18 protein-coding genes and 1 pseudogene are annotated in these 18,626 nt (G+C 54.2%); 17 read left to right on the forward strand and 2 right to left on the reverse strand.

The window, feature by feature from the left end; all coding sequences use genetic code 11:
* Positions 1–86: 86 nt before the first annotated feature.
* Positions 87–347, reverse strand: a pseudogene (locus tag NSS64_RS01040) (autorepressor SdpR family transcription factor); the annotation flags it as partial.
* Between the two features lie 293 nt (positions 348–640).
* Here NSS64_RS01040 and NSS64_RS01045 point away from each other — a divergent pair.
* From NSS64_RS01045 to NSS64_RS01095, 11 genes are all read left to right on the forward strand, one after another.
* Positions 641–1,255 carry a DedA family protein gene (locus NSS64_RS01045; RefSeq protein WP_036726220.1) on the forward strand — a complete coding sequence of 205 codons (615 nt, stop codon included), beginning with the start codon at positions 641–643 and terminating at the stop codon, positions 1,253–1,255.
* The gene (locus NSS64_RS01050; protein ID WP_036726219.1) at positions 1,252–1,818 is read left to right on the forward strand and encodes a thioredoxin family protein; all 567 of its coding nucleotides are present in this window, start codon (positions 1,252–1,254) and stop codon (positions 1,816–1,818) included. The genes NSS64_RS01045 and NSS64_RS01050 overlap by 4 nt, the downstream gene beginning before the upstream one ends.
* Positions 1,819–1,823: 5 nt before the next feature.
* Complete coding sequence (locus NSS64_RS01055) at positions 1,824–2,453, forward strand: MBL fold metallo-hydrolase (protein WP_036726226.1); 630 nt, start codon at positions 1,824–1,826, stop codon at positions 2,451–2,453.
* Positions 2,454–2,670: 217 nt separating this feature from the next.
* Complete coding sequence (locus NSS64_RS01060) at positions 2,671–2,877, forward strand: hypothetical protein (protein WP_036726218.1); 207 nt, start codon at positions 2,671–2,673, stop codon at positions 2,875–2,877.
* A 58-nt stretch (positions 2,878–2,935) separates the two neighbouring features.
* Positions 2,936–3,478, forward strand: coding sequence for an RNA polymerase sigma factor SigY (gene sigY, locus NSS64_RS01065; RefSeq protein ID WP_209880030.1), 543 nt, complete (start codon positions 2,936–2,938; stop codon positions 3,476–3,478).
* A complete protein-coding gene (locus tag NSS64_RS01070) occupies positions 3,468–3,788 on the forward strand; it encodes a YxlC family protein (protein WP_209879987.1) in 321 nt (106 codons plus the stop codon). The genes sigY and NSS64_RS01070 overlap by 11 nt, the downstream gene beginning before the upstream one ends.
* Before the next feature lie 2 nt (positions 3,789–3,790).
* A complete protein-coding gene (locus NSS64_RS01075) occupies positions 3,791–4,018 on the forward strand; it encodes a hypothetical protein (protein ID WP_341138933.1) in 228 nt (75 codons plus the stop codon).
* Between the two features lie 40 nt (positions 4,019–4,058).
* Positions 4,059–4,250 (forward strand): PLD nuclease N-terminal domain-containing protein, encoded by a 192-nt coding sequence (locus NSS64_RS01080; RefSeq protein WP_036726214.1) that lies wholly within the window; start codon positions 4,059–4,061, stop codon positions 4,248–4,250.
* Positions 4,250–5,164, forward strand: coding sequence for an ABC transporter ATP-binding protein (locus NSS64_RS01085; protein ID WP_341138934.1), 915 nt, complete (start codon positions 4,250–4,252; stop codon positions 5,162–5,164). The genes NSS64_RS01080 and NSS64_RS01085 overlap by 1 nt, the downstream gene beginning before the upstream one ends.
* The gene (locus NSS64_RS01090; RefSeq protein WP_341138935.1) at positions 5,161–5,934 is read left to right on the forward strand and encodes an ABC transporter permease subunit; all 774 of its coding nucleotides are present in this window, start codon (positions 5,161–5,163) and stop codon (positions 5,932–5,934) included. Before NSS64_RS01085 ends, NSS64_RS01090 begins: the two co-directional genes overlap by 4 nt.
* Before the next feature lie 157 nt (positions 5,935–6,091).
* Positions 6,092–6,475 (forward strand): ATPase, encoded by a 384-nt coding sequence (locus tag NSS64_RS01095; protein ID WP_339314978.1) that lies wholly within the window; start codon positions 6,092–6,094, stop codon positions 6,473–6,475.
* A 247-nt stretch (positions 6,476–6,722) separates the two neighbouring features.
* On the opposite strand, the gene NSS64_RS01100 is transcribed toward NSS64_RS01095, so the two are convergent.
* Positions 6,723–7,586: a PocR ligand-binding domain-containing protein gene (locus tag NSS64_RS01100; protein ID WP_341138936.1), complete on the reverse strand. Its 864-nt coding sequence runs from the start codon at positions 7,584–7,586 to the stop codon at positions 6,723–6,725.
* A gap of 103 nt (positions 7,587–7,689) precedes the next feature.
* Between NSS64_RS01100 and NSS64_RS01105 the strand changes: the two genes are divergently transcribed.
* The 6 genes from NSS64_RS01105 (at position 7,690) to NSS64_RS01130 (ending at position 18,613) form a co-directional block, all read left to right on the forward strand.
* Entirely contained in the window at positions 7,690–8,649 is a 960-nt protein-coding gene (locus NSS64_RS01105; RefSeq protein ID WP_341138937.1) for an acetylxylan esterase, read from the forward strand.
* A 186-nt stretch (positions 8,650–8,835) separates the two neighbouring features.
* Entirely contained in the window at positions 8,836–10,497 is a 1,662-nt protein-coding gene (locus NSS64_RS01110; protein ID WP_341138938.1) for a sensor histidine kinase, read from the forward strand.
* Positions 10,494–12,164: a response regulator gene (locus tag NSS64_RS01115; RefSeq protein WP_341138939.1), complete on the forward strand. Its 1,671-nt coding sequence runs from the start codon at positions 10,494–10,496 to the stop codon at positions 12,162–12,164. The genes NSS64_RS01110 and NSS64_RS01115 overlap by 4 nt, the downstream gene beginning before the upstream one ends.
* 98 nt (positions 12,165–12,262) lie before the next feature.
* A complete protein-coding gene (locus NSS64_RS01120) occupies positions 12,263–13,906 on the forward strand; it encodes an extracellular solute-binding protein (RefSeq protein ID WP_341138940.1) in 1,644 nt (547 codons plus the stop codon).
* Between the two features lie 9 nt (positions 13,907–13,915).
* On the forward strand, positions 13,916–15,334 hold the full coding sequence (locus tag NSS64_RS01125; RefSeq protein WP_341138941.1) for a family 43 glycosylhydrolase: 1,419 nt from the start codon (positions 13,916–13,918) through the stop codon (positions 15,332–15,334).
* 36 nt (positions 15,335–15,370) lie between these two features.
* The gene (locus tag NSS64_RS01130; RefSeq protein ID WP_341138942.1) at positions 15,371–18,613 is read left to right on the forward strand and encodes a DUF6259 domain-containing protein; all 3,243 of its coding nucleotides are present in this window, start codon (positions 15,371–15,373) and stop codon (positions 18,611–18,613) included.
* Positions 18,614–18,626: the final 13 nt, after the last annotated feature.

The raw sequence follows: 18,626 nt of genomic DNA on the forward strand, positions 1-18,626 counted from the left end.
ATAGTGCCCGGACCACTTTTCCCCTTGGCCCGCAAGCCCTTTGGGTTAGCATCCGCCTGAACCTCCGGTTTTCTGTCCGTACTGCTCTTGCCCGTACCCGTCAATTCCAGGAACCAGCCAAGCACCTCTTCAAGTACCGTGGAGTCCAGCGAATAGACGATGAATTGCCCGTTACGTTCGTCCTGCACCAGCCCCGCGTGCTTCAGTGCATTGAGGTGGTGAGAGATGCTGGGCTTCGTCATATTGAAAAAATCGGCGATTTCCCCGGCCGTCCGGTCCTTTTCACGCAGCAGCCGGAGAATTTGCCTTCGGGTCGGGTCTGCGAGCGCTTTGAACGATTCATTCAACTCTATATCCTCCTTTCGATATTTAAATAATTATCTAAATATATAATACGACTCGATTCCAATCTTTGTAAATACAGAAACTCATATATGCTGTAGAAGGGATTATTCCCGCCGAACCGCTACCATCCTTTGAAAGAATGCCAAAGCCGTTTACGCTTGTTTTCCATAAGTAGAAGTCGTAAGCCTGCATATGCTAGAATAGGCTAGGAGAAGCTGGATACATAGAGCGGTTAAGCAGATGGGTTCTGCCAGCAGAATACCAGGCTATTACGCCATACGGGAGGAGACCTGCAGTGCACTTTATATCTGATGTCATTTCACATTTGTTTGAATGGATTCAGTCTCTGGGCTACTTTGGAATTATGATCGGGCTCATGATTGAAGTCATTCCAAGTGAGATTGTCCTGGCTTTTGGCGGCTATTTGGTCTCACAAGGCGATATTAACTTTTTTGGCGCCGTGCTGTTCGGTACCGTCGGGGGAGTGATCGCCCAGATCTTTGTTTATTGGATTGGCCGTTATGGCGGCAGGCCTGTGCTGGAGAAGTACGGCAAGTACATTTTCATCTCCAAAAAGCATATTGACCACTCTGAAGAATGGTTTCAAAAGTATGGAACCGGTGTGATTTTCACCGCCCGCTTTATCCCGGTTGTCCGCCATGCCATATCGGTCCCGGCCGGTATTTCCCGCATGCCGCTGGGCAAATTCACTTTGCTGACAACCCTTGCAGTCATTCCATGGAGCGCGTTGTTTGTCTATCTGGGGTATACGCTTGGAGACAAGTGGGAGACCATTGATGAGGTCGCAGCCAAGTACACTCATGAGATTCTTCTTGGCGCTATTGCGGTAATTATTCTGTATTTCCTGTTCAAGTGGTACAAATCCAAAAAGAAGGGTAGTGCAGTATGAAGCAGAATGTAGCATCCAAATTTGGCCAAGGCCTGACTCCGCGCCAGTTCGTGGAAGCCATGACGAAGAACCAGCAGGCTTTTGAATCCTGGTACGAGAAGTTCACCTGGGAAGACGAGAGTGACCGAGAATATTTCGAGAGCCTGAATCACCGTGATGATCTGCGTGTGCTGATTCTGGCTGCGGACTGGTGCGGAGATGTGGTCCGCAATGTCCCGGTGGTCTTCCGGATTCTGGAGACTGCGGGTATCAAGACGGAAGTGCTGATTCTCGAAGAGAACCAGGACCTGATGGACAACTTCCTGACCATGGGCGGCCGTTCCGTTCCCATCGTGATTTTTGCGGACACCGGAGGTTATGTACTGGGGCAGTGGGGACCGCGTCCGGAGCATGTCCAGACCCTGATGAGAGAATTCAAACGGGAGAACCCGGACCGCGAAGCAGCGGACTATGACAGCAAAATTACCGAAGTGCGCAAAGCAATGGGGCAAGCCTACGGAGAAGGAACGGAATCACACGCAGTTATCGCCAAAGAGCTGCGCAGTCTGATCTCCGGATTCTAATGCCGATGCTTAATATTCGTTCTTATAATCTAGGGGCACTCCAGACCAATGCCTACCTTCTGACGGGGGCAGACCCTAAGCGCGGTGTCATCATTGATCCGGGTGCTAATCCTGCGGGTCTGCTCCGCGGCGCTGAGGGAATGGAGATTGAAGCGATTCTGCTGACGCATGCCCATTTCGACCATATTGCCGGGCTGGACGAGGTCCGCAAAGCGAAGAAGTGCCCGGTTTATATCCATCCGCTGGAGAGTGAGTGGCTGGGCAGCCCGAAGCTGAACGGCTCCTTGATGTGGCCTGATACCACGCCTCCCGTCAGCACAGATCCGGCAGAATACGATCTGGCGGAAGGCCAGATTCTGAAGCTGCTAGGTCTTTCTTTCCGGGTGCTGCATACACCGGGACATTCACCGGGAAGCGTCAGCTTCCTGTGCGGGAATGATTTGTTCGCCGGTGATGTCTTGTTCAAAATGGGAGTGGGACGTACCGATCTTCCGGGCGGCAGAGAACGGGATCTGATTGACTCGATCCGCGGCAAGCTCTACCGGCTGGATGAGGAAGTGAGAGTGTTTCCCGGACATGGTCCGCGAACCTCAATCGGCTATGAAAAGCTTCACAACCCTTATGTCCCGATGTAAGAGGACGCCATAGCCGTTTCCGTTTGCCGTGTAACGACATCTTTTGGCCGGATTTGACACAAACCGGGAAATTAGAGGTAGACAAGCCGGGGCCAGATTGTTACAATATGGTTAATTAAATGTAACATTTACCTCGCGAAGCACGCAGACTGTGGAATAATCCCGGTTTGCGTTCTTTTTTTTGCCTATAGAGATGAATTTTATTGGGGGAAGCAGAATGAAGGATAATATGCATTGCCAGTTGGATTATGGGGAATTGGAAGCGAAAGATTCATTGATAGCGGAGCGGAATGAAGTGAATGATCTGGCCGGGAAGAGTGATACTAAGTATACGCTGTTCTGGAGCTTTCCCGGAGGCAAGGGGGCTATTCAGCCATGGAGACGCAGACTGTGGGAGCTGCAGAATAATTCTGACTCGGAATGAACGATAACTATTACATAGACGTATTACAGGTGTGACAGAAGAGATAAGGGGAGGGGCTATGGGCGACACGACGCTGGAGATGATCAGTCAGGCACAGCAGGGTGACGCTGCCGCACTGGCGGTGTTGCTGCGGGAGCATTATCCCTTCCTGTACAAGTATCTGATCAAAGCGACACTTGACCCTTTGCTTGCGGAAGAGATTGCTCAGGACACGATGGTCAGATGCATGGAGAAGATCGGGACTTATAATGGGACCTCGGCATTCTCTTCATGGCTAATTACCATTGGCAGCCGGTTGTATATTGACCGTAAGCGGCGCTGGAGCCGGGAGGCACAGTGGCGGGAAGGGCAGATGCAGGAGCAGGGGAACCGCAGTCTGCGCTGGAGCTTTGAGAGCCGGAATATGGAGTGGAGTGAAGTGCTCGATGCCTTGTCGCGTCTATCCTCTGCGCACAGAATGGCTGTGCTGCTGAAGCATTATTACGGATACAGCTACGATGAGATCGGGGAGATGCTGGAGATCCCTTCCGGAACGGTCAAATCACGGGTAGCTGCCGGACTGGGTCAACTGCGAAAGGAGCTGAATGAGGATGAGGTTTAAGAGTGACGAGGAGCTGCTGGGTAAGCTGTCCGAAGAACTGGATCATCTGGATATGCTGTACGCCGATGTTACTCCGCCCTCCTTGCCGGAGCTGGAGCAGCTTATTGCCGGGGAAGCTGTCCGCCGGAGGAAGCGGCGCCGTAAGGAACTGCTGCTATTCATTCTAGTGGCTCTTGTGCTGGTTACCATAGTGATTTCTGTTCTAAGTACGGCGCCGGTGCTGTATTGGAGTCTGCAGGCAGTGTTCATTCTGAGCGCACTTGGCAGCCTGGGAGCAGCGCGGATCAGACACGGGCGGGAGGAATCATAATCGTGAAAGAGCTGCAGGAGATACCTGTTTGGATTTGGATAATTCTTGCAGTTGTGCTGCTGCTGCAGGGAACCTGGCTGTTCCGTGATGCCAGGGACAGAGGTCAGGGGATGAAGGCCTGGTTCTGGGGAATCTGGGGACTTACCGGTGCACCGTCACCGGCAGTATGTTACCTGCTGTTTGTAGTTCTTCCAGATAAGCGCAAACGGAAGACTGGAAGGAGCCGCTGAGACAATAGTCCCTTGCCAGGGAGACAAGGAGGATACCTTTATGAAGGATTTGAATTGGGGATTGATTGGGCCGCTGCTTGCACTGCAGGTAGTGCTGGCAATAATCGGTCTGATTTCATTGAGCAAGACAGAGCAAGTACGCGGACCGAAATGGATGTGGGTTCTGTTCTTGATTTTTGGTAACCTGCTGGGCAGCGTGGCTTACTTCACTCTGGGAAGGAAAGAATTCTGATGCCGCTGCTTGAGGTCAAGGATCTTCACAAGAGCTTTAAGGGGCATCCCTCGGTGAACGGCATCAGCTTTGGAATTGAAGCAGGACGCTGTGTCGCGCTGCTCGGACCCAATGGAGCCGGGAAGACTACAACGCTGCGTATGCTTGCCGGTCTTCTGCCGCAGACTGCCGGAACGATCACTTTTGGCGGGGGCTCTCCGGGGACGGATTACCGTCAGTATTTGGGTTATCTCCCCCAAGCCCCGGCTTTTTACAACTGGATGAGCGGTCACGAATACATCTTATTTGCCGCCAGGATGAGCGGCATGAATGCACGGGAGGCTGCGGCGGCATCGGGCGCTGTGCTGGAGCGTGTGGGACTAGGCTCTGCGGCACGGCGACGGATTGGCGGTTATTCCGGGGGGATGAAGCAGCGCCTTGGGCTGGGCCAGGCCCTGGTACACCGACCGCGCCTGCTTTTGCTGGATGAGCCTGTCTCCGCGCTTGATCCTATCGGACGCCGGGAAGTCATGGAGCTGCTCAGGGACATCCGGGAGGAGACAACTGTTATTTTCTCCACGCATGTGCTGCATGATGCGGAAGAGATATGCGATGATGTCGTATTGATGAACAAGGGGACTATAGCCGTTCAAGGAACCTTGTCCAGTCTCCGCGCAGAGTACAGTCTGCCGGTAATCCGGCTCACTACAGGGAAAGAAGATTCGGCTATCCGCTGGCTTGAAGCGCTTAGACACAAGGATTTTATTGAAGAGGCGCTAATTTCGGATGGTAAGGCCGTGTTCAACGTCACAGATGTAGAACTCGCCCGCCGGACGCTCTTGCAGGAAGCTGTGGAGCTGGATATTCCGCTGCTGCAATTTGAAGCAGGCTCATCGACACTGGAGGACCTGTTCATGAAGGTGGTGGGAACATGAGGAGACTTTGGGCTCTATATTTGAAGGAGATGCTGGAGAGTGTGCGCAGCTATAAGCTGATTTGGATTCCGGTGGTGTTTATTGTTCTGGGAATTATGCAGCCGCTGGTCAGCTTTTATATGGCGGATATCCTGGCGTTCTCTTCCAATGTCCCGGCTGGATTGATGGAGAATATGGAGAGACTGGCCGCGTCCTCTGTAATGGCTCAGGCCCTGGGCCAGTATGGAACAATTGGGATGCTGATTCTGGTGTTGGGAACGATGAACAGCCTGGCAGGAGAGCGCAGCAGCAGTACCTCTGAACTGTTAATGGCGAAGCCGGTCTCCTCTATATCCGTTGTTGCAGCCAAATGGACCGCGAACTTCACAGTGCTGGTTATTGCCATTGGGCTGGGGTCAGCGGGAGCGGCTTATTATACAGTACAGCTTATGGGGGCTCTATCCTGGCGGGATGTGATTGCAGCGTCCGGACTGTATGCGCTGTGGCTGCTCTGTGCGGTGTCGCTTACGCTGCTCTTCAGTGCCTGGCTGCGCGGGCCTGCTGCTGCCGGTCTAGCTCTCCTGCTGGCAGCGGTCATGAGCCTCGTCCATGGCCTGTTGCCGGTTAAGCTGAACTGGATGCCTGCTTCTCTGCCGGGAATGTCTGCCGGTGTACTTGCAGATGGAGGCACCGGAGTAAGCTTGGCGCCCATTGTCTCCGCAGTGCTCCTGATTATTATTTGCATTGCCGGTGCCTCACTGTTGGCTGGAAGGAATAAATTGCCAGTTTAGCAAGCTTTGCAATAAGTAAGCTATCTTTCATGAATTTTCAGACTGTTTTCTGCGGAAATTCATCCTACCATCATCCTGCTGCTGGACAGCTCTATCTTTTTTTAGTAGACTGTTGAAACAAGCAGATCCATGATAGATTTGGTCAGGAGGTAGGATGATGCTGCGTTTAGGAGAGAAGATTGTCATTGTCGCGGACGCTTTTGAGCAGAGTCTTCCTATCGGAGACTATGGCTACCTGATTGCTTACGACCGCAATCCTGATAATGCGTTTGATTATGTCATTCGTGTTCCCGAAGCTAACCGGAATTTCTATGTTACGGCAGAGGATATTGAGGCCGAAGAGCAATTGCTGGTAGCAGAAGCCGAGAGAGCCACGCACGAAGCGCTGATAGATTATGCATTGTCAACGTACAACGAGAAGCTGTTCCATCACCTGATGAACGGCGAAGAAGTTGAAGTGGAAGAGATAGAGACAACATCCCAAGAAGGTTTGTCCCAGGCGGATTTCATCAAGCAGGTGAATCTTCGCGCTTGGATTTAAGTAAGGGCCGGCGAATGCCGGCTTTTTTTGTCTCCGCGTGCCCAGCTAAGCGCGCTGTTTATAGTACACACCTTTGAGAACAAAATGACTATTAATTCAAACGATTATTACTATTTTGGTCCAGGGAACGGATGATAAGATCAGCAAAGAGCAGGGCAATATAGCTATAAACCGGGGGTGATAAAAATCAGCTGCTTACGGGAGACAGCCATGGCGCCTCCCATGCTGTATACGCTTCCACTTATAATTAGAACCGGTCCAGAGTGCGTCCTTGTAAAGTGTTTTCTTTGCGGTAGACTCTGGGCAATGTGCCGGTGACCCTTTTGAAGGCTTTGGTAAAGTAATTATAATCGGGAATGCCGACTTGCTCCGCAATTTCGTAAATCGGACTGTCGGTTTCACCCAGCAGCCTTTTGGCCATTTGGATACGGAGGCTACGGATATATTCTGCAATGCCCATGCCAAAGTTCTGCTCCGAGAGCTTATAGAGATGGGATTTGCTGATGCTGAATGCTTTGCACAGAACGGGAACGGAGAGCGGTTCCTGGATATGCTCTGTAATATAACCGTCGATCTTTTGTGCCAGCGTATCCTCCTTCAGCACCAGCATCCGGGATAGATACAGGTAGCTGGCGCTCATCTCCATGGTTTTGGCGTAAGCATCAATGACTTCCTTGGAGATGTATTTTTTGCGCTGGAAGGCGCTGTACAGTCTATTCATATCCACATTATAGGGGCTTATATTCTCACAGACCTTATCCCATAACTCATCACGGGACCCGGTCTGCAGCAATTGGCCGAACATAATATATCCGATGACCTGATTGTCCGTTTGAATAGGAACCACCGTTTCGGTAAGTCCGGCATGACACTGATAGGTGTAAAGGGCTTTCTCCTTTTTCACTTGGGTGCAGGCTGCCTGGTCACAGAGGATGCACTGGGCCTCCGCGCGCGGATCACTGCGGATGATATGGCAATATGTCGAATGACGGGTAGGGTATGCGGCCAGCTCAGTGAAGGAATTGTCGAAAATCACGGTGCGGATACCGGTCAATGTATAGAAATTGCGCAGCAATTCCTTGACTTCGGGCAGGTTGAACAACAAGCTCATGGTGCGGCCTCCTCTTCTTCCGGGTTGTTTCTTTCGTTGCTGGCAACATTGTACTGTATTTGATATAGGACACACAAACCAAGAGAGACGGAGGTGCTTATTAATGCCGCTAGTCGATATGCCGTTAGAACAATTATTAACGTATGAGGGACGCAATCCCCGTCCGGCCAACTTCGAGGCTTATTGGGAACAAGCACTGCAAGAGATGAGAAATACGGATGCCCGTGTGGAACTGGTGAGAAGCGAATTTCAGGTTCCGTTCGCCGAATGCTTCCATTTGTATTTCACGGGGACAGGCGGAGCGCGTATCCATGCGAAGCTGGTCAAGCCGAAGCATGTTGCAGGTCGGCACCCGGCGGTAGTGCAGTTCCATGGGTACGCCCACCACTCGGATGACTGGGCCGACAAGCTAATCTATGCTTCCTTGGGCTTTACTATAGCCACATTGGATTGCAGAGGCCAGGGAGGACTGTCCGAAGATGTTGGCGGGGTCAAAGGAACCACACATAAAGGGCATCTGATTCGCGGACTGGATGATGCGCCCGAACGGCTGCTGTTCCGGCAGATCTATCTTGATGCGGCACAGCTCGCCGGAATTGTAATGGACATGCCGGAAGTGGATACCGCCCGCGTCGGTGCAATCGGCGGATCGCAGGGAGGGGGGCTGGCGCTGGCCTGTGCGGCGCTTGAGCCGCGGATCAACCGGGCTGCACCCAGTGTTCCGTTCCTGTGTGATTATAAACGGGTATGGGAAATGGACCTGGCCCGAGATGCCTACGAGGAACTGCGGACGTTTTTCCGTCACCGCGATCCCCAGCACCTGCGGGAGGATGAGATTTTTGAACGGCTCGGCTATATTGATGTTCAACACCTGGCGGACCGGATCAGCGGCAAGGTGATGATGGGTGTGGGATTGCTGGATACGGTGTGTCCGCCTTCGACGCAATTCGCCGCCTACAACCGAATCCGCTGCGAGAAGAAACTGGAGATCTATCCCGATTTCATTCATGAACGGCTGCCGGGCTTCGAGGACAAAACCATACAATTTCTGCTTGAAATGTGAGAGGCTAACCGCCTCTCTTTATTATTGTTTAAGGGCCTGCTGCAGAGGTATGATGGGACTACAGGGGAGGCTTGTGGAAGGAGAGAGATATTGTTGATCAGATTTATGAGAACGCTTTCAATTTATCCCAAACTTGTTATGGCTTTCTTGCTTGTCATTATTCCGCTCTACCTGTGGGGGCTGGTCATGAATCAATCCGGACAGGAGGTTGTCCAGAAGCAAATCTCGGAATCCATGGCCAGCCGTGTCCACTTCTATCTGACTTCGCTGGAGACAGAGCTGACACGGCTGACGCGGCTGAAGCTGGAGTATGTCAATGACGATGATTTGCTCTTGCTGGCGACGGTTCCGAACCAGTTGAACGATTATGAACGGACCCGCGCCTTGTTATCCGCCAAGAGCAAATTATATTTGCTCAAAAGCTCCAGCCCGTTCGTGGAGAACGTTAAGCTGTATATTCCTTCCCTGGACCGAAGCATCAATGCCAACAATTTCGACAGTGCGATGCCGCCTGAAGAACTGGAGGGCATTCTGAACCCGGCCCACATGAAATCACCGATCTTCGGTATGGGCGAGAAGCTGCTGATGAGTGCCGTCTATCCCGATGCGGTGTACGCCGGCCGGCCGCCTGTGCTGGCCATCGAAATTCAGCTGTCACGCCCGGAGATTCTCCGCTCACTCTCCAGCATGGCCGAGGGGGAGGGCGGCGGAGCTCTATGGATGGACACCGGCGGCCAGTGGCAGATTGCCTCCGGTGTGGAGGACTCGCTGCTGGCTGCGTTCGGGGAAGCTCTCCGCGGGGAGTTGCTCAACGACAGCGGCGAGTCCGGCCAATACCGGCTGGAGTCGGCAGGCATTGACTATTTTGGAGCCAGTGAATTTTCACCGCTGCTGGGGACGACTTTGGCCGTGTTTGTCCCTGCGGAGACGGTGCTGGAGCCGCTGAACAAGCATCGCAACTGGATTTGGGGAGAGTCGCTGGTCGCTTTGCTGCTCGCCGTAGTGTTCTCTTACTGGATATACAGGTTTATTCATAAGCCGATGAGGCGGCTGATTACTTCCTTCCGGAGAGTGGAGATGGGTGATCTGAGTGTCAGGCTCTATCACGGCAATCAGGATGAATTCAATTATGTATATAACCACTTCAACCATATGCTGGAGCGGATTCAGGAGTTGATTCATGAGGTGTATGAGCAGCAGATCAGATCCCAGCAATCCGAGCTTAAGCAATTGCAATCGCAGATTAACCCCCATTTTTTCTACAACACCTTCTTCATTCTGCAGGGTCTCGTTCGTATGAGGGAACATGAAGTAGCCGAGCGGATGCTTCACCACCTCAGCGGCTATTTTCAGTTTATTACACGTAGTGGAGCGGAGCAGGTCAGTCTGCTTGCAGAGATGAAGCACGCATGGTCTTATGTGGAGATTCAGAATATACGTTTCGCTGGTACGGTCACAGCCGAACTGGAGCCCATACCGCAGGGGTGGGAGGCTTCCATGGTACCTCGGCTCATTGTCCAGCCATTAATTGAGAACGCTTATGCCCACGGGCTGGAGAACAAGCTGGCAGAAGGGATGCTGCGGGTAAGCTTCCGGGAGGAAGGGGAGGACCGGCTGGTCATCGGGGTGGAAGACAACGGAGAATCGCTGGACGAAGAACAGCTGAATGCGCTGCGCAGAACGCTGGCTCTTGCTGAAGAAGCGATGGAGACGACAGGAATCCTCAATGTGCACCGCCGGCTCCAGTTGAACTATGGTCCGGCGTTCGGAATTGAAGTATCACGCAGTGAACTGGGCGGATTGAAGGTGCTGCTGATGATAAGACGGGAAGAAGGGAGACAGCCATGATCAGACTGCTGATTGTCGATAATGAACGGTGGATTGTACGGAACCTGCTTGATCTGTTCGGGCATTGGGACAAGCTGGAGCTGGAGGTATACGGTGCGTATTCCGCTGCGGAGGCACTGGAGCAGCTCGGAAAGATGAAGTTCGATATTGTATTGTCCGATATCCGTATGCCGGGAATGGACGGGCTTGAGCTGCAGCAGGAAATCAGACGTCACTGGCCGTGGTGCAAAATTATTTTTTTGAGCGGATATAACGAATTTGATTATATACAGCAAGTCATGCGCGGCGGCGGGGTGGACTACCTGTTAAAGACAGAAGGCGAGGAAGCGATTCTTCACGCTGTGGAGCAGGCCGCTGCGCAATTGGATGCGGCGGTGGAAGCAGAGGAGCTGATTGAGCGCGCGCACCGGCAGCTACAGCTTGTCCGTCCGCTGCTGCTGGGTGATTATTTGCTGGAGCTGATGCAGGGGGATAGCACGGGCGTAAGCCAGCTTGCACATAAATTCCAGGAGCTGGAATGCCCACTGGATGCTGCCCGCGGCGTACTGCTCACCATCGGGCGTGTGGACGATTGGCGGGACGAGCTTAGTGTAGCAGACAGGGAGCTGATGCTGTACGCTATCCGGAATATTGCCGAAGAATATTGGCTCCCCTCCGTGCGCTGCCTCAGTCTGCGTTATGAGAAGAACAAGCTGCTATGGCTGCTGCAGCCTATGGCAGACGCTCCGGAGGACAGGGCGCGGGCGCTCCGGTTCATCCATGGGACGCTTGAGACGATCGCCATGAGCTGCAAGCGGCTGCTGAAGCTGCGGCTGTCGTTCTCGGCGGGTGCAGCATTTCGCCCCTGGGAGGAGGCGCCCCGACAGTTCAGCACCCTGAAGGCGCTGCTGGGACGGGGACTCGGCATGGGCAAGGAGCTTGTCCTGATCGAACAGCGCAAGGAAGCCGGAGAGGAGGCGCAGCAGGCAGAGCTGCACAATCATGAAATTAGCAGCCAGTTGGGGAAGCTGGGAGCCATGGCGGCTTATTTGGACAACGGACAGCAGGAGCATTTTTTTCTCGAATTCGGCAAGCTGGCAGCGTTGGCCTCCCCTGCGCGCGGCACCGACAGCCGGCTGAAGCTGGAGATCTACTATTCGCTCATGTGTTTGTTGCTGTCTTATATGAACCGCTGGGAACTGCATGAGGTCATCGGAGAGTCCATGAATTTGGACAAGCTTACAAGATATGAGGCCCACCCTTCCTGGGAGAGCGCGGAAGATTATTTGTCGGCGCTGGCCATGCAGCTGTTTGAACAAAAGCAGGATGACCAGGTCTACCGCGAGCATGATTTGATTACCCGCGTCCGGTTATACGTAGAGCACCATTTGGCCGGCGATCTCTCCCTGACCCGGATCGGTGATGTCGTCGGCTACAATCCGTATTACTTGACCCGGTTGTATAAGCGTTTAACGGGCCAGTCGTTGCCGGATTACGTGGCTTCCTCCCGGTTGGCTGAAGCCCAGAAGCTGCTGGAGGGCGGCAGTCTGATTGTGCAGGACATTTCGAAAGCGGTAGGCTTTATGACGGAGCAATCGTTCTACCGCTTTTTCAAGAAGGAGACCGGCATTACTCCCCAGGAATACAGAGAGCGGCATACCTTATCCAAATCGGATAATCAAAAGTGAAAATCGGCGAGTAGAGGGGCCAGGGGAAGCGAGCCTATAATAATGCTAAATAAGGCGAACTTTCACGAAGCTCCTCCAAGATTGAAGGGGGATAAGAAGTGAAGGGAAAGAGATTGGCAGTCTTGACGTCTTACGGAATCGTTCTGTCGCTGCTGCTGAGCGCGAGCAGTCCCGGAACGGGCATAATTCTGAACTCTGCGGAACATGAAGTCTACCCGTTTGGAAAATACGATCCGCCGATTCAGCTTCATATCGCTCGTCCGGTCGATCAGACCTGGACGTATCCCGGCGGTGACAGCATTGAAGATAATATCTGGTACCGGGAGTACCGCAGCCTGCTGGGCATCGAAATTGAACACGATTGGACCGCCCTGCCGGGCGAGTACAGCCGTAAGCTGAATGTCCTGATCGCATTGGGCAGTCTGCCGGAGATGTTCTCCGTCTCGGCAGGCCAGCTCAAACAGCTGGCGGATGCGGATCAATTGGAAGATCTGACGGCGGTATACGAGCGCTTCGCTTCCGGCCGCACCAAAAAACTGCAGCTGGGAGACGGCGGTGCGGCCTTGGCTTCCGCCACGTTCAACGGCAAACTGCTGGCCATTCCCATCGTCAATGCTCCGATCTACGAAGCCAATCTGCTGTGGGTGCGAACGGACTGGCTGGACAAATTGGGTCTGCCTGAGCCCAAAACGCTGGAGGAGGTGTTTGCGATTGCCGATGCATTTACGGGGCAAGATCCCGACGGCAACAACCGGCAGGATACCTTTGGCCTGGCCATCAATAATTACCTGTATGGCGGCATTGCCTCGGTTACCGGATTCTTCAATGCGTATCACGCTTATCCGCAGACCTGGATCAAGGACGGGAACGGTCAAGTGATGTACGGTTCCATTCAGCCGGAGATGAAGCGTGCGCTGGGCAAGCTTCAGGAGATGTACAGGAACGGGCAGCTGGACCGGGAATTCGGTGTCAAGGACAGCGACCAGGTGGTGGAGGATATCTCCGCGAACAAGCTCGGCATGACGTTCGGCGCCAACTGGAATCCCTATGTATTTCTGGATGCCGTACGGCAAAACCCCGGAATGGAGTGGAAGCCGTATGCGGTGCCTTCGGTGGATGGCGTGCCGGCCAAGGCCAGCGTCGGATTCTCGGCCAGCGGATATGTCGTAGTGCGCAAAGGCTATCAGCACCCGGAAGCCGTGGTGAAAATGCTGAACCTGCATGAAGAGGTGGTTCACGGCTCAAGACGCGGCGAAGGCGAATTCATTACCGTGGAAGAAGCCGGCGGACGGATCAACACCTCCAGGCTGTCCTTTGTCCAATCCGGCGTATCCAACGAGGATGTGGCAGAGTCGTTGTCGTTACTGCGCGAGGCCATCAGGAACGAGGATGAAAGCCTGCTGAAGGATGCGCTCACCGAAACCGACAAATACGGGCCGACCCTTGATTACCTGACAACCGGGAATATGGACAATTGGGCCGTTGCCCATCAATATTTCGGGTTCGAGACAACCATGGATCATTATAGCGGCGACCGGCTGCTGATGACTGCCTTCGGCGGACAGACCCCTACGATGACAGAGAAGTGGGCCATGCTGGACAGACTCGAGAAGGAAACCTTCACCAAAATTATTATGGGGGCGGTTTCCATTGATGAATTCGATAGATTCGTAAAGGATTGGAACCGGCTTGGCGGTAAGGCGATCCTGGAAGAAATTAATGAACCGTATGGAGGAGAGTGAACGAGCAGCATGAGCAAATTATTCTACAAGCCTGAAGACGGCTGGCTGGCCGACGTTATCCCGTTCTATGAAGACGGCGAGTTCAAGCTGCTGTATCTGAAAGATTGGCGCGACAGGGAAGGACACGGTGAAGGCACGCCCTGGTTTCTGCTGGGGACCCGGGATTTCATTCACTACAAGGAATACGGAGAGGTTCTGCCGAGGGGCGGGATATCTGAGCAGGACCTGTATATCTATACGGGATGCGTGCTGAAGAAAGACGGACTGTATCATATTTTCTATACCGGAAACAATTTTCATTATCCGGCAGAGGGCAAGGCGCAGCAGGCAGTGATGCATGCGGTCAGCAGCGATTTTGTACATTGGGAAAAACGGCCGGAGGAAGCCTTCTATGCACCAACGGACGCCTACGAGGAGCATGACTGGCGTGATCCGTTTGTGTTCTGGAACGAGGAGGCGGGGGAATATTGGATGCTCCTTGCCGCCCGGTTGAAGAAGGGCCCCGCGGGTCGCCGCGGCTGCGTTGCCCTATGCGCCTCCAAGGATTTGACCAGCTGGGAGGTACGCGATCCGTTCTGGGCTCCCTACTTGTATACGACTCACGAATGCCCCGACCTGTTCCGGATGGGGGACTGGTGGTACCTTCTGTACTCGACATTCTCGGACCGCACGGTCACGCATTACCGGATGAGCCGCTCGCTGCAGGGGCCTTGGCTGGCGCCCGAGAACGATGCACTTGATACCCGGGCATTCTATGCCGCCAAGACCTGGACCGACGGTGAGCGGCGTTATGCATTCGGATGGAACCCGACGCGGGAAGGCGAGCATGACGGGGGCACCTGGCAATGGGGCGGACATCTGGTTGTGCATGAAGTCGTACAGGGCACGGATGGTGCGCTGCTTGTAAAAGTGCCGGATACCCTGAATGCTGCGTTTAATCAGGAAAGCGCTTTATCCTTCACCGAAGTGCTCGGACGCTGGAAGTTCAGCGGCAGCACGGCTGCGGTTACGGCAACCGATTCCTTCGCCGGTGCCTATGCGGGGCCATTACCGGACGGCGCCTGCAAGCTGGAGGCGACGATAACGTTCGCTGCCGGCACCCGGGGCTGCGGCATTATTCTGCGGACCGATCAGGAGTTCGGGCAGGGGTATATGATCCGGCTGGAGCCGGGCCGTAACCGGATTGTTGTTGACCAGTGGCCGAGGAAGGGAGATGTCCCCTACGCCGTCGGCATGGAGCGGCCGCTGCAATTGCTGCCCGGAACCGCCTGCTCGTTAAGCATATATCTGGAAGATCAGGTATGCGTAGTCTATGTGAACGAGGAGCTTGCGTTAAGCACACGGCTGTATGATTTCCAGCAAGGAGGGATGGGGCTGTTCGTGAGTGAGGGGAGTGCGGAATTCATTACCAGGCAGTTTGCAATGTAGGTCCATTCCATTCCGGATGAAGAGAGGGGATAGGTAATGATCAATGTTGTCAGAAGAACAGTGATGGTATGTGTGGCGTGTATCCTTTGGTGTGGCAGTCTGCCGGGTCTTAGTTTTGCAGATACAGCTAATGTGAAGGTGACGATTGATTCCGGCACGGCCGCCATCGACTTCACCTATGGAACGATAAATCTGGCCCGCGGCAACGAAGGCAAGCTGACCGGTATCCGCCATCTGGCGCAGAACAATCTGTGGAATGATACGGCAGCTTCCACCGTTTCAGCGAAGAGAGGGCATGTCACCTATGAACATACCTGGGGGTCAGGCACTTCGCTGGCTGAGCTGGAGACGACGGTGGCCCGTAAATATGACGGTACCTTGACCGTCAGCCAGCATGCGCAGACAGAGCAGCCAGGCATATCGGGCGTGCAATGGGGATTCATTATCCCCGATACGTATGATCTGATTATTCCTGCACTGGGCGGGATCCGGCTCACTGCCGAATCACCGGACGCCGCCTATGGCTTCTCCCAGTTCACCTATCCCGATGTCTGGGAGGCGCAGATGTTTCTTGTGCAGGGGGCAGAGGGCGGATTGCTGGTTCATGCGGATGACAATGCAGATTTCTTCAAAACATTGCATGTGAAGCATGAGAACGGCAGCTTCTATGTTGGAATAGAGACGCAATCGCCCGCTCCGTTTCAGCAAACGACCAAGTCGGTCTCCACGGATTGGCGGCTTAAGGCCTACGCCGGTGACTGGGCAAAAGGATCGGCGATGTACCGGGAGTGGGCAGATGGCGCCTTTGGGTTAGCTGAATCTTCCGCGAAGGCACCGGATTGGGCCAAGGATATCGGATTCACGGTACTGACCGATCTGGAAGACCAGCCGATGCTGGAGGAGCTTGCACAGCGGGTAGATGCGGAGCGGACGCTGCTGGTTGTTCCCGGCTGGAGAGCGGACCCCTATGATGTGAATTTTCCCAATTATGAGCCTAAGCCGGATATCGCAGCCAGGATCGACGCTGCCCAGGCGCTGGGATTCCGCGTGATGCTGTATGTCAATATATTCGGAACATCATTTAACAACGATAATTATACACAGATGCAGCCCTATCAGGTGAAGGATCCGTTCACCCTGGAGCGGAAGCGCTGGGAGTATACAGCAGGATCGGAACAGATTTCATTTGCCGTTATTAATCCGGCGGCGGAGGCGTGGCGGGAACTCTTCGTTAACAAGATGACTGCCCTGGTGAATGAGGTCGGACCGGACGCGCTGCACCTGGACCAGTCGCTGCTCATGTATAACGATGCCAACGGCCTGATTGACGGCAACAACATGATGCAAGGCAATATCGCCCTGCACCGCGAGCTTAGAGAAGCGCTGCCGGATATCGCCTTGGGCGGGGAGAGCCTGAACGAAATCACGACACGGTATGAGTCCTTTGCGCAGCGCCATGCCTATGGCATCTTCTCCGCGAGCGGAACGTGGGATGACAGCAAAATCAATCAGGTGGTTCCGGCCAGCTCAGCGATTTTTGCCCCGTATACGACCATTTACGGTCATCCTGATCATGCGAACCCGATCACGGAGGATTATTTCATGGCCTGGCATAAGGTCGTTCAGAACCGGCTCGGGGCCATTCCCATGCTCACAAGACCTAATCTGGGCCAGATCGCCAATCCTACCCCGCTGATGGAACAATTGCTGGATGAAGCGGGCTGGTACCAGAGCGCACAGCCTACAGCCGATTTCAGCAATATGTCAGATCCCACTCTGTTTGCTTTCAGGACAGCAAACGGCGGGAGTGCCAAATATGTACGCGATTCCTATGGCGAGAAGCTGACCGCCTACGACGGGAACCCTTCCGGCGGGGGCACCGACATCATGCGTTATTTGTACGGGGCAGAGACCTATCCGTTGCCGGGAAGCATTCCGGGGTGGCTGCTCTATGACGAACAGAAGCTGTTCGGGCTGGACCCGGACAAAACGTATCTGTATTTGAACCAGGTCCGCGATCCCGAGGGATTCCATGTCTATGAGTGGCCGGAGGATGTGGCATTAAAACGGCTGTCCAGCCGCTCCACCCACACCACCATCGTTATGGACGACAAGCTTCAGTCCGGTGATATAGATCTGCTGAATTACGAGGGACCGGTTAGAGCAGGAGAGGTCCTGGGAGACGGTACCGTCCATACAACCGCTGCCCCGTTCCCTACCACGGGCGGATTCTCCTACTCCTTCCCCGGAGGAGGAACTGTGCAGCACTGGGGCGACCGGATCCTGGCCCATCCGCCTTACGCAGGACAGTGGCAGGGCGGGCATACCTGGCTGGAATTTGATATCAGTCTGCCCGCAGCAGCGGCAGCGAGCTTTCAAGCCGGTGTGCAGCTGGGCTCCGAGCAGAATGTTGCGAGCAGTGACGGTGTCACCTTCAAGGTATCCGCTTGGGATAAGGCAGAAGCACCTGGGGACCGTACGGTGCTGAGTGAAGAGCAGTTCAGCAGAAGCGCCTCACCTACAGCCATGGAGCTGGATTTGTCGGAATTAGCAGGCAAAGAAGTGACCCTCCGGCTGGAGACGCATCCCGGTGTGACGGTGGACAATGATTCTGCCGTATGGGTGGCGCCCACAGTAGCCGTCGCAACTTACGGCGGCAACCGCAGCGTAAACTTCAAGGTGAACAGCCCGCTGCCCTTAACTGTGGTGCAATCCAGCTACGGAGCAGCCTCGTCTGTAAGTCTAGGTAACAATCACTACGAAATTACAGCACCTGCCTCGGGTACAGTGTATCTGATTCACAACGTGTCTGCTCCTGTGCAGCTGCCGTTATCGTTACCCGGAGCTCCATATCATTCGAGCCTGGTGTTCGAGGACGGAAGCGAAGGGCAAGCCCAGTCTCCGTTCGGCGGATTCCCGGGAAGCGGCTCTGTACTCGGCGTTGAGAAGCAGGGGCTGGATGCCCACCCGCCGCAGCACGGGCAGACGCATATTGAATATGCCTTGAATTTGCCCGCAGACCCGCAGGCTGTACTGCAGGGATTCGCCGGCATTAAGGACGGATCGGAGGACTCCCAGGGCGCCGGCTTCCGCATAGCGGTGAACGGAACGGTAAAGTGGTCGCAGGATATCATGCCGGGCGGGGCCTGGACGCCGTTCAGTATCCCGCTGGCCGAATATGCCGGAACTTCGGTCATCATCACCCTGATCACTGATTCTTTGGGCGACTACGGATATGACAGGGCCTTCTGGGGCCAGCCGGCTCTGATTGTGCAATAAAGAGATCATGCAG

This window comes from Paenibacillus sp. FSL H8-0122 (assembly GCF_038005345.1).
GTDB lineage: Bacteria > Bacillota > Bacilli > Paenibacillales > Paenibacillaceae > Paenibacillus_AQ.

Excerpts from the sequence above, each read along its gene's own strand:
- NSS64_RS01130 (WP_341138942.1), top strand. The coding sequence starts at position 15,371 with ATGATCAATGTTGTCAGAAGAACAGTGATGGTATGTGTGGCGTGTATC.
- NSS64_RS01060 (WP_036726218.1), top strand. The coding sequence starts at position 2,671 with ATGAAGGATAATATGCATTGCCAGTTGGATTATGGGGAATTGGAAGCG.
- NSS64_RS01070 (WP_209879987.1), top strand. The coding sequence starts at position 3,468 with ATGAGGTTTAAGAGTGACGAGGAGCTGCTGGGTAAGCTGTCCGAAGAA.
- NSS64_RS01090 (WP_341138935.1), top strand. The coding sequence starts at position 5,161 with ATGAGGAGACTTTGGGCTCTATATTTGAAGGAGATGCTGGAGAGTGTG.
- NSS64_RS01125 (WP_341138941.1), top strand. The coding sequence starts at position 13,916 with ATGAGCAAATTATTCTACAAGCCTGAAGACGGCTGGCTGGCCGACGTT.
- NSS64_RS01050 (WP_036726219.1), top strand. The coding sequence starts at position 1,252 with ATGAAGCAGAATGTAGCATCCAAATTTGGCCAAGGCCTGACTCCGCGC.
- NSS64_RS01115 (WP_341138939.1), top strand. The coding sequence starts at position 10,494 with ATGATCAGACTGCTGATTGTCGATAATGAACGGTGGATTGTACGGAAC.
- NSS64_RS01105 (WP_341138937.1), top strand. The coding sequence starts at position 7,690 with ATGCCGCTAGTCGATATGCCGTTAGAACAATTATTAACGTATGAGGGA.
- NSS64_RS01080 (WP_036726214.1), top strand. The coding sequence starts at position 4,059 with ATGAAGGATTTGAATTGGGGATTGATTGGGCCGCTGCTTGCACTGCAG.
- NSS64_RS01110 (WP_341138938.1), top strand. The coding sequence starts at position 8,836 with ATGAATCAATCCGGACAGGAGGTTGTCCAGAAGCAAATCTCGGAATCC.
- NSS64_RS01085 (WP_341138934.1), top strand. The coding sequence starts at position 4,250 with ATGCCGCTGCTTGAGGTCAAGGATCTTCACAAGAGCTTTAAGGGGCAT.
- NSS64_RS01095 (WP_339314978.1), top strand. The coding sequence starts at position 6,092 with ATGCTGCGTTTAGGAGAGAAGATTGTCATTGTCGCGGACGCTTTTGAG.
- NSS64_RS01100 (WP_341138936.1), bottom strand. The coding sequence starts at position 7,586 with ATGAGCTTGTTGTTCAACCTGCCCGAAGTCAAGGAATTGCTGCGCAAT.
- sigY (WP_209880030.1), top strand. The coding sequence starts at position 2,936 with ATGGGCGACACGACGCTGGAGATGATCAGTCAGGCACAGCAGGGTGAC.
- NSS64_RS01055 (WP_036726226.1), top strand. The coding sequence starts at position 1,824 with ATGCTTAATATTCGTTCTTATAATCTAGGGGCACTCCAGACCAATGCC.